Consider the following 8,982-nt stretch of genomic DNA (forward strand, 5'->3'; position numbering starts at 1 on the left):
CTCTGCTGGTCGGTCCGGCAGGAGAGCCGGCCGCCCGCCTGCTCCCCGGAATCGACGACGTCGTGGTGTACGACGCGCCGTGGAGCGGGGTCGAGTCGCCGCCGGTCGGCGCCGCCGAGATCGCCGCGCTGTGCCGGCGTCTGCACGGACACGACGCCGCCCTCATCTTCACGTCGTTTCATCAGTCATCGCTGCCGTTGGCCTTACTGCTGCGGATGGCCGGTGTCGGGTGGATCGGAGCGGTGAGCGAGGACTATCCGGGCTCGTTGCTGGATCTGCGGCTGCCGCCGCCGGGCGAGGTGTCCGAGGCACAACGCATGCTCGAGTTGGCCGAGGCTGCCGGTGCACCCGCCGATGCGGACGGCTCGCGGCTGCGAGTGTTGCTCCCGGAGATGCAAGCACCATTCGAGGGCGACTATGTGGCCATCCATCCCGGCGCCGCAGTGCCCGCGCGAATGCCCACGCCCGCCCACACCGCGCAGATCGCCGCAGCGCTGCGTCACGCAGGCCGCCGTGTGGTGGTGACGCACGGGCCCGGTGAATCCGATTGGGCTGCAACGGTGGCACAGTATTCCGACGCCGAGCCGGCGGCCACGCCCACCCTCGGGCACCTGGCTGTGGTGCTCGCCGGCGCGCGGGTCGTGGTGGCACCTAACACCGGGCCGGCCCACCTCGCCGCCGCCGTCGGCACCCCGGTGGTCTCCTTGTTCGCGCCCGTCGTGCCGGCGGCGCGTTGGGCGCCCCACGGCGTCCCGCGAGTGGTCCTCGGCGATCAGCAGGCACCGTGCCGGATGACGCGGGCACGCACCTGCCCGGTAGCCGGACATCCGTGCCTGGACTCCATCGCACCCGATGCGGTCGTCGCTGCGGTGGATTCGCTGTGGCACCAGAATCCTTTGACGCACAACGACTCTCCGGATCGCTCCGGAATCGCCACCGACGACGGTTGGGAGACCGACATGATCGAACAGCACTTCGCCGCGTTGTCCCGAGCGGCGCAGGCCGCCACGTCCGCGGCTCCGGTGATCCGGTCGTGGGCCACTCGACTCGCCGACATGTACGCCCACGACGGGCGACTCCTGGTGTGCGGCAACGGTGGGAGTGCCGCCGAGGCGCAGCATCTCACCGGTGAACTGGTCGGCCGCTTCCGCTACGACCGGCATCCGCTCTCGGCGATCGCGCTGCACTCCGACGGCACCGCGCTCACCGCCATCTGCAACGACTACGGCGAAGAAAGCGGGTTTGCGCGGCAGGTCCGCGCGCACGGCCGGCCCGGAGACGTCGTATTCCTGCTCTCGACCAGCGGCGAGAGTCGCAACATCCTCGCGGCCGCGAAAGCGGCACAGGAGATGGGGCTGCGGACGTGGTCGATCACCGGGCCTGCACCCAATTCGCTCGCCGGGAGCAGCGACGAGAACATCGCGGTCGAAGCGGACACGGTGGCGACCGTACAAGAGATCCACCTGATGCTGATCCACGCCCTGTGCCTGGGCCTCGACAGCGAACTGGGGGTGCGCGTATGAGTGCGCCGCGAGTCGTCGTCATCGGTGACACCCTGCTGGACCGCGACATCGTCGGCACGTCGACCCGGACGTCGCCGGAAGCGCCGACGGCGCCGGTCGTCGACGCCGACGAATGCCGCGAGAGCCCCGGTGGCGCAGGCTTGACCGCGATTCTCGCGGCGCGCCGGGGTGCCGAGGTGACCCTGGTGACCGCACTGGCCGATGACGCCGCGGGCGAGCGGCTCGAGGCCGCGCTCGCCGAGCACGTCGACGTCGTGGCGTTGCCGCTCGACGGCGAAACCGTCTGCAAGACAAGGATCATCGCCGACGGCGCGCTGGTCACCCGGGTCGACACCGGCCACGGCGTCGCACGTGCTGACGTGCCGATCGACAAGGCCTGCGACGCGATCGGATCCGCCGAGACTGTATTGGTGTCCGACTACGGCCGGGGCGTCACCGCGATCGGCTGGTTGCGCGATCGTGTCGCCGAGGCCGCGCTGCGCGGTACGCCGGTGGTCTGGGATCCGCATCCGCGGGGCCACGACCCGGTCTGGGGCACGACGTTGATCACCCCCAACGCCGACGAGGCGGCGCGACTCGGATTCGATTGGCGCAGTGCGCCTGCCGATACACCACGGTGTTGGTCGGGTGCGTCGTCGATCGTGGTGACCTGCGGCGCCGATGGAGCCGTCCTGATCGCCGAGGAGGCGACGAGTGCGTCGGCGCCTCCGGTGATCCCGGCCGAGCTCGCGACGATGCCGCTCGATACCTGCGGCGCCGGTGATGCTTTCGCCGCCGCGGCCGCCGTCGCCCTGGCCGGTGGACGCGACGTCCGGCAGGCCGTCGCCGACGCCGTCGGGGTCGCCTCGGCACTGGTGCAGGGCGGCGGTCCGAAGCAGTGGGCGCACCGGGCCGTCGACGAGGATTCGGTGGTCGATCTGCTGCTGCGTCCGGCCCGTGAGGCGACGTCGCGTCGCGACGGCACGCTGGTGGCCACCGGCGGATGTTTCGACCTGCTGCACGTGGGGCACATCTCGCTCCTGCGGCGGGCGCGTGAGCTCGGCGACCGTCTCGTCGTGTGCCTGAACTCCGACGAGTCCATCCGCCGCAACAAGGGGCCGGGCCGCCCGCTGGTTCCCGCGCAGGACCGGGCGCGGGTGTTGCGTGCGCTCGAATGTGTCGACGACGTCATCATTTTCGACGACGACACCCCCGAACGTGTGCTGGCATCGCTTCGCCCTGACGTGTGGGTGAAGGGCGACGACTACGACCCCGACGCCATGCCGGAGACACCGGTGGTGCGGGCGCACGGCGGGCGGGTCGTCGTGCTCGGCCGGGTGCCCGGTCACTCCACCACCCGCCTCGCCCGCGCGGCCACAGCATCGTGACCAGACCAGCATCGTGACCAGACCAGCATCGTGACCAGACCGGCATCGTGACCAGACCAGCATCGTGATCCATTCCGACAGAACAGGAGCCGACATGACACTTGCAGCAGATACCAGCCCCGGGACGGTGTTGATCACCGGGGGCGCGTCGGGTCTCGGCGCGGCGACCGTCGACGCGGTACGCAAGGCCGGCGGCACACCGCTGGTCCTCGACCGGGCCGAACCCGCACCGGGCGTGGAGCATCGGCGCATCGACCTCGCGGATACCGCCGCGGTCGGGGAGGCGATCGATGATCTGGTGGCCGCGACCACCGGCCGCCTCGACGGCGTGTTGACCGCGGCCGGTACGGATGCGTGCGGCCGGCTCGAGGACGTGGACCGCGGGCTTTGGGAACAGGTCATCTCGGTGAACCTGCTCGGCACCGCGGCGGTGGCCCGCGCGGCGATCCCGCATCTGCGCCAGACGCACGGCCGCATCGTGACCTGCGCGTCCACGCTGGGGCTGCGGGCGCTGCCGGACGCCACCGCATACTGCGCGTCCAAATTCGGTGTCGTCGGATTCTCGCGGGCGCTCGCCGCCGAACTCGCCGGTGAGGTGGGCGTGACCACGCTGGTGCCGGGCGGGATGTCCACCGCGTTCTTCGACGGTCGGCCCGACCAGTACAAGCCACCGGCCGATGTGCGCCTCAACGATCCGGCCGACGTCGCCCAGACGGTGCTCTTCGCCCTGTCGCAGCCGTCGGGTTGCGAGATCCGCGAACTGGTGGTGTGCGAATCCACCGAATCGTCCTGGCCCTGACCGGGTCGCCGACCGGAGACCGAGATGACTGTGAACATCCTGGTGCTGCGGGCGCTGGGACTCGGCGATCTGTTGACCGCGGTCCCGGCCCTGCGGGGATTGCGCCGCGGATACCCCGACGCGCACATCACCCTGGCCACCCCGGACCACCTGCGTCCGCTGGTGGAGCAGATCGGCAGCGTGGATCGGTTGCTGCCCGTGAATGGACTCGACGCCCGCATACCGCGGTGCGACCGGGTGGACATCGCGGTCAATCTGCACGGTGCCGGGCCGCAGAGCACCCGGCTGCTTGCCGATACCCGTCCGCGCGAACTGATCACGCACGCCCATCCGGACCTTCCGGGCGTGGCGGGTCCGGAGTGGCAGGCGGATCTACACGAAACCCGTAAGTGGACGCGGCTGCTCGAGTGGGCAGACATGCCCGCCGACCCGACGGATCTGCATCTGAACCGGCCGCACACATCCGGGCGTCACGATGGCGTGATCGTCGTGCACGTCGGTGCGGCGGCGGCAGCACGGCGATGGCCCGAGTCGGGTTTCGCCGAGGTCGTCGCAAACCTGGCCTGCTCGGCCGAGGTGGTGCTGACCGGCAACGAGGCCGAGCGGCCCAGCGCGCTCGCGGTCGCCAACGCCGCCGGACTCCCCGACGAGCAGGTCCTCGCCGGCCGGCAGGATCTGACCGAGCTCGTCGGGCTGATCGCGTCCGCGCGCCTGGTGATCTGCGGCGACACCGGGGTCGCGCACCTCGCCACCGCCTATCAGACCAGTTCGGTGGTGCTGTTCGGGCCCACCCCGCCTTCGCTGTGGGGCCCACCGAGTTCGCCGCGTCATCGCGTGCTGTGGTCCGGCACCACCGGAGACCCTCACGGCGACACGACCTTTCCCGGCCTGGCCGCGATCCGTCCGGAGCAGGTGCTCGCTGCCGTCGACGACCTGAACAGAGAGGTACTGCATGCGTGACGAATTCGGTGAACCGCAGACTGGGCAGGCGCAAACAGGGCAGGCGCAGACGGGGCAGGCGCGGACCGTCGGGGTGATCGGCGCCGGATACGTGGGTGCGACCACCGCCGCCGCGATGATCCGCCTCGGCTGCCGCGTCGTGGTGATCGACAACGACGCCGACAAGGTGCGCCGACTGCAGCAGGGGCACTGTCCACTCGCCGAGCCCGGATTGGATGACGCATTCGCCGCCGGGCGCAGCGAGGATCGGCTCCTGTTCGGCACCGAGCTGTCGCGTCTCGCCCCGGCCACGGTGGTCTTCGTCTGCGTGCCCACGCCCGGTCGCCCCGACGGCAGCGCCGACACCTCCGTCGCCGACTCGGTGATCGACGACGTCGTCGTCCACCTCGCCGCCGACTCGGTCATCGTGGTGAAGTCGACGGTGCCCGTCGGTACCGCCGACACCATTCGAAAGCGATTGGCGCACCGGCAGATCGAGGTCGTGTCCAATCCCGAGTTCCTTCGCGAGGGCCGGGCGCTGCACGACTTCCTCGAACCCGACCGCATCGTCGTCGGCGGCGCCTCACCGGACGCGGTGAACGAGGTGGCCGCACTGTACGACGGGCTCGACGCGCCGCTCATCCGCACCGACAGCCGCTCGGCGGAGCTGGCGAAGTATGCGTGCAACGGCTATCTCGCGCTCAAACTCTCCTACGTCAACGAACTGTCCGACCTGGCGCACGCGGTGGGCGCCGACATCGGCGTCACCACCGAGATCATGGGACTCGATCCGCGCATCGGGCCCGCGCATCTGACGCCCGGCCCCGGCTGGGGTGGCTCGTGTCTGCCCAAGGACAGTCAGGCGCTGCTGGCCTCCGCGTCGGAGACCGGAATCGGCCTCACCACGATCAGTGCGGCCGTCGACGCCAATGACGACCGCGGGCGCCGGATCGCCCAGCGGTTGGCCGAACTCGCCCGGCGGCGCAACCCCGAGCGGCCGACGGTGGCCATCCTCGGACTCACTTTCAAGGCCGGCACCGCCGACCTCGCTGCGTCACCCGCGCTGCGAATCGCGGGGCACCTGATGGACGCGCGTGTGGCGGTGGTCGGTCACGATCCCACCATCTCGCCACCGAGTCGGGTGGGCGAGGTGGTGGACGTCGAGGTGGTGGACGTCGAGGGGGTGGACGTGTTGCCGACCGCCGCGGCCGCGCTGGACCGCGCGGACGCCGCCGCGATCCTCACCGACTGGCCGGAGTATCGCGAACTGCGCGCCCGCTGCGACATCGTCCCGACGGCGTGAAGGATTCACGTTCTCCGGGAACTCACCACACGACGAAGATGGCGACCAGGATGAACACGATCACGATCAGCGCCACCGCGACCAGCGCGAGTCTCCCCGTGTAGGGAAACCGCTGGGCCATCGGTGCTTCCTGATGGGAGAGGCCCGACGTCTGCGGCGATTCGGGCGGGGTGTCGCCCGGGCGCACCGAACCGCCCGGTTCGAGGCCGGGCGTCTGCGATGGGTCCGGGTTGACCTCGCTCGTTGGGTCCTGGGTGCGGCGGTCGGTGTCACTGTCACTGGGGTCGTCACGATTCATTTACGTTTCCTCACCGTCGAGCTCGTGGGAGTTCTTTCCAGAGCGGTTACCCGCCGCCGCGATATCTACACCCGCGATCTCTGCACCCGGGACGCGCGCGCCGAAGAATGCGTAGGCTTCGAACAGGTGCCGCACCGGCGCGTCGATCGGCGTCGATCAGAGGAGAAGCATGTCCGAGACCACCTTGATCATCTTCGGTGCCACCGGAGATCTGACCAAGCGGCTGCTGTTACCCGCCTTGGGGCAATTGCTGGACGGTGAGCCGGATCGGCAGGTGCATCTGGTCGGGGTCGGTCGGTCGGAGCGGGCGAACGACGACTGGCGTTCGGAGGTGCGGGAGGCCTTCGGCAGCGATGCCGGCCCCGCCGCCAGCGCGCTCGCCGGCGAAACCGTCTACCGCCAAGGGGATCTCACCAAGTCGGCGGATCTCATCCGGCTTCTCGGTGAGGCAAAGGGTCGGCCAGTGCTGTATTTCGCGGTGCCGGCCGCCATCACGCAGCGCTCTTGTGAAGCGTTGCGGGATGTGAACATTCCGGACGGCACGATTCTCGTGTCGGAGAAGCCGTTCGGTACCGACGAAGCCGGCGCGCACGCGCTCAACAAGTTGCTCACCGAACTCGTCCCCGAGCGCCAGGTTTTCCGCGTCGACCACTTCCTCGGGCAATCGGTGCTGCTCGACCTGCTCAGTGTCCGTTTTGCCAATCGCATGTTCGAGCCGGTGTGGTCCGCCGATCACATCGAGTCCGTGGTCATCCGATACGACGAGGATCTCGGTCTCGAGGGCCGCGCCGACTTCTACGAGAAGACCGGTGCGCTGCGCGACATGGTGCAAAGCCATCTGTTGCAACTGTTGTCGGTGGTCGCGATGGATTCGCCCGCGTCGCTGGGTGAACGCGATCTGCGGGATGCGACCGGCGCGGCCCTGCGTGCGGTCCAGATCTGGGATGACGACCCGGTCGCCCACTCCCGTCGGGCCCGCTATACCGCCGGTGAGGCCGGAGGCAAACATCTACCGTCCTACGTCGACGAAGACGGAGTGGATCCGTCACGCAACATCGAGACCCTGGCGGAGGCGACCTTCGAGGTGCGCACCGCCCGGTGGCAGGGCGTGCCGTTCACGCTGCGCTCGGGAAAAGCACTCGAACCCGCGACCAAGGAGATCGCCCTGACCTTCCGCCCGGTGCGCCATCTGCCCGAGCAGTTCGGCAGCACCGTGGCACCGAATGTGTTGCGGCTGAGGTTCAGTCCGGATGTCATGCGCGTGGAACTCAACATCCACGACGGCGCCAACCCATTCGAGATCAAGGCGATCGGGTTCGACGCCGACCTCGGCCATGGGTCGTTGCGGGCATACGCGGAGGTGCTCTCGGGGATTCTCGACGGCGACGCCACCCTGGCCGTTCGGGGCGACGCGGCCGAACAGTGCTGGCGGATCGTGCAACCCGTGATAGACGCGTGGAACGCGGGCAAGGTGCCGCTGGAGGAATATCCGGCCGGCAGTTCCGGCCCGGAATCGTGGCCCCGGCTGGGAGCCGGGTCATGATCAGAGCAGGATCGTGAACCATGGGACCGACGATGCGGATGTTGGTGGCCGATGTGACGGTGGATTTCGCCGCCGATCGCGATGACGTCTACCGCTATCTGACCGATCCGCGTCACCGCCCACTGTGGCAGGCGAGTTTGCGCCGCGTCGACGGCGTCATGGATCTCGGTACGCCGGGCGGCGTCGGCTCGAGTTGGACCGACGTCACGGCCGTCCCGTTCGTCAGCTCGGCGATGGAGGTCGTCGAGAGCACCGCTGGGCGACGCTGGCGGGAGATCGGGCGGTGGGGGCCGGTCGATGCCGCGCTCAGCCTGGAATTCGCCGACCACAGCGCGCAATCGACCTGCGTGCAATCGACCAGGGCGCAGTCGACGAAGGTCCGGGCCCGTGCGCACCTGACCGTGCCCGTCCTCGCCGCACCGGCGCTGTACTTGGTGCGGTCGCTCGCGCCCGCGGCGGTGCGTGGCGATTTACACAAGGCCGCAAGCATCCTCGACGCGCGGGCGCTTGGCGCCCGCAGTAGCAACATCCACCACCAGGAGGCATCATGACCGACCGTCCCACTCTCATCCCGGACGCCACCCATCCGATCACCGTCGATCCCACACCGGGTCGGGTGCGGATATGGTTCGGCGATCAACTGATCGCCGACACCACGCATGCGCTGACTCTGCGCGAGGCGACATACCCACCAGTGCAATACATTCCACGTGCCGACGTCGATGCGCAGGTACTCACCGACAGTGCACATTCCACCTATTGCCCGTACAAGGGTGAGGCCGGATATCACGGGCTGCGAGCCGCCGACGGCACCGCGGCCGCAGACAAGGCCTGGTTCTACGCCGATCCGTACCAGGCCGTCGCGCCGATCGCCGACCATCTCGCGTTCTACCCCGACGCCGTACGCATCGAGACCGAAGAGCCTGCGTAGCCGCGTTCACGTGTCGCCATCTTTTCACGTGTCGCCATACACGGGGCGTGGGCCGAAGCCCTATGAAGTTCTCAACGAACGGTCGCGGTCCCGGCAAGCCGGGTGCAGGGTCAGAAAGGCGTTGTGGGTAGGGCAGTTTCAAGCAGCTGAGTTCAGGCGGCTGGTGTCAGGCGGCCGGTTTCAGGCAGCGCTGTCGAGGCGTAGGGTGCGCCGGTTGTAGGCCGGCAGCGGTCGTCGTCGGGGATCGACCGTGGCGGGTGGGATCAGCCACGGATGCCG

10 protein-coding genes and 1 pseudogene are annotated in these 8,982 nt (G+C 69.3%); 9 read left to right on the plus strand and 2 right to left on the minus strand.

The genetic code is table 11. The annotated features are described in order from the left end of the window. Positions 1–215 precede the first annotated feature (215 nt). The 6 genes and pseudogenes from ACLQ3C_RS15970 to ACLQ3C_RS15995 form a co-directional block, all read left to right on the plus strand. Positions 216–803: pseudogene (locus ACLQ3C_RS15970) on the plus strand (glycosyltransferase family 9 protein); the annotation flags it as partial. Between the two features lie 156 nt (positions 804–959). Beyond that, positions 960–1,523: a D-sedoheptulose-7-phosphate isomerase gene (locus ACLQ3C_RS15975; RefSeq protein ID WP_425706078.1), complete on the plus strand. Its 564-nt coding sequence runs from the start codon at positions 960–962 to the stop codon at positions 1,521–1,523. Continuing rightward, the gene (locus ACLQ3C_RS15980; protein ID WP_425706067.1) at positions 1,520–2,890 is read left to right on the plus strand and encodes a PfkB family carbohydrate kinase; all 1,371 of its coding nucleotides are present in this window, start codon (positions 1,520–1,522) and stop codon (positions 2,888–2,890) included. Before ACLQ3C_RS15975 ends, ACLQ3C_RS15980 begins: the two co-directional genes overlap by 4 nt. A gap of 94 nt (positions 2,891–2,984) precedes the next feature. After that, complete coding sequence (locus ACLQ3C_RS15985; protein WP_425706068.1) at positions 2,985–3,689, plus strand: SDR family oxidoreductase; 705 nt, start codon at positions 2,985–2,987, stop codon at positions 3,687–3,689. A 24-nt stretch (positions 3,690–3,713) separates the two neighbouring features. After that, the gene (locus ACLQ3C_RS15990; protein ID WP_425706069.1) at positions 3,714–4,649 is read left to right on the plus strand and encodes a glycosyltransferase family 9 protein; all 936 of its coding nucleotides are present in this window, start codon (positions 3,714–3,716) and stop codon (positions 4,647–4,649) included. After that, positions 4,642–5,931 (plus strand): nucleotide sugar dehydrogenase, encoded by a 1,290-nt coding sequence (locus ACLQ3C_RS15995; RefSeq protein WP_425706070.1) that lies wholly within the window; start codon positions 4,642–4,644, stop codon positions 5,929–5,931. The genes ACLQ3C_RS15990 and ACLQ3C_RS15995 overlap by 8 nt, the downstream gene beginning before the upstream one ends. 22 nt (positions 5,932–5,953) lie before the next feature. Here the strand turns inward: ACLQ3C_RS15995 and ACLQ3C_RS16000 are convergent, their stop codons facing one another. Beyond that, on the minus strand, positions 5,954–6,229 hold the full coding sequence (locus ACLQ3C_RS16000; protein WP_425706071.1) for a DUF6480 family protein: 276 nt from the start codon (positions 6,227–6,229) through the stop codon (positions 5,954–5,956). 169 nt (positions 6,230–6,398) lie between these two features. On the opposite strand from ACLQ3C_RS16000, the gene ACLQ3C_RS16005 reads away from it, so the two are divergent. From ACLQ3C_RS16005 to ACLQ3C_RS16015, 3 genes are read left to right on the plus strand one after another with little or no spacing between them, the layout of a single operon-like run. Continuing rightward, positions 6,399–7,772, plus strand: coding sequence for a glucose-6-phosphate dehydrogenase (locus tag ACLQ3C_RS16005; protein WP_425706072.1), 1,374 nt, complete (start codon positions 6,399–6,401; stop codon positions 7,770–7,772). 20 nt (positions 7,773–7,792) lie between these two features. Next, entirely contained in the window at positions 7,793–8,323 is a 531-nt protein-coding gene (locus ACLQ3C_RS16010) for an SRPBCC family protein (RefSeq protein WP_425706073.1), read from the plus strand. Further along, the gene (locus ACLQ3C_RS16015; RefSeq protein ID WP_425706074.1) at positions 8,320–8,703 is read left to right on the plus strand and encodes a DUF427 domain-containing protein; all 384 of its coding nucleotides are present in this window, start codon (positions 8,320–8,322) and stop codon (positions 8,701–8,703) included. The genes ACLQ3C_RS16010 and ACLQ3C_RS16015 overlap by 4 nt, the downstream gene beginning before the upstream one ends. 180 nt (positions 8,704–8,883) lie before the next feature. Here the strand turns inward: ACLQ3C_RS16015 and ACLQ3C_RS16020 are convergent. Then, positions 8,884–8,982, minus strand: a 99-nt coding sequence (locus tag ACLQ3C_RS16020; RefSeq protein ID WP_425706079.1) for an HNH endonuclease, incomplete at its 5' end; no start/stop codon positions are given.

Source organism: Gordonia sp. DT30, from assembly GCF_049844915.1.
In the GTDB taxonomy this organism is placed as follows: Bacteria; Actinomycetota; Actinomycetes; order Mycobacteriales; family Mycobacteriaceae; genus Gordonia.

Bases quoted from the DNA above. Each gene is read 5' to 3' on its own strand.
- ACLQ3C_RS15985 (WP_425706068.1), top strand. From the start codon at position 2,985: ATGACACTTGCAGCAGATACCAGCCCCGGGACGGTGTTGATCACCGGG.
- ACLQ3C_RS15980 (WP_425706067.1), top strand. From the start codon at position 1,520: ATGAGTGCGCCGCGAGTCGTCGTCATCGGTGACACCCTGCTGGACCGC.
- ACLQ3C_RS16010 (WP_425706073.1), top strand. From the start codon at position 7,793: ATGGGACCGACGATGCGGATGTTGGTGGCCGATGTGACGGTGGATTTC.
- ACLQ3C_RS15990 (WP_425706069.1), top strand. From the start codon at position 3,714: ATGACTGTGAACATCCTGGTGCTGCGGGCGCTGGGACTCGGCGATCTG.
- ACLQ3C_RS15975 (WP_425706078.1), top strand. From the start codon at position 960: ATGATCGAACAGCACTTCGCCGCGTTGTCCCGAGCGGCGCAGGCCGCC.
- ACLQ3C_RS16015 (WP_425706074.1), top strand. From the start codon at position 8,320: ATGACCGACCGTCCCACTCTCATCCCGGACGCCACCCATCCGATCACC.
- ACLQ3C_RS15995 (WP_425706070.1), top strand. From the start codon at position 4,642: ATGCGTGACGAATTCGGTGAACCGCAGACTGGGCAGGCGCAAACAGGG.
- ACLQ3C_RS16005 (WP_425706072.1), top strand. From the start codon at position 6,399: ATGTCCGAGACCACCTTGATCATCTTCGGTGCCACCGGAGATCTGACC.
- ACLQ3C_RS16000 (WP_425706071.1), bottom strand. From the start codon at position 6,229: ATGAATCGTGACGACCCCAGTGACAGTGACACCGACCGCCGCACCCAG.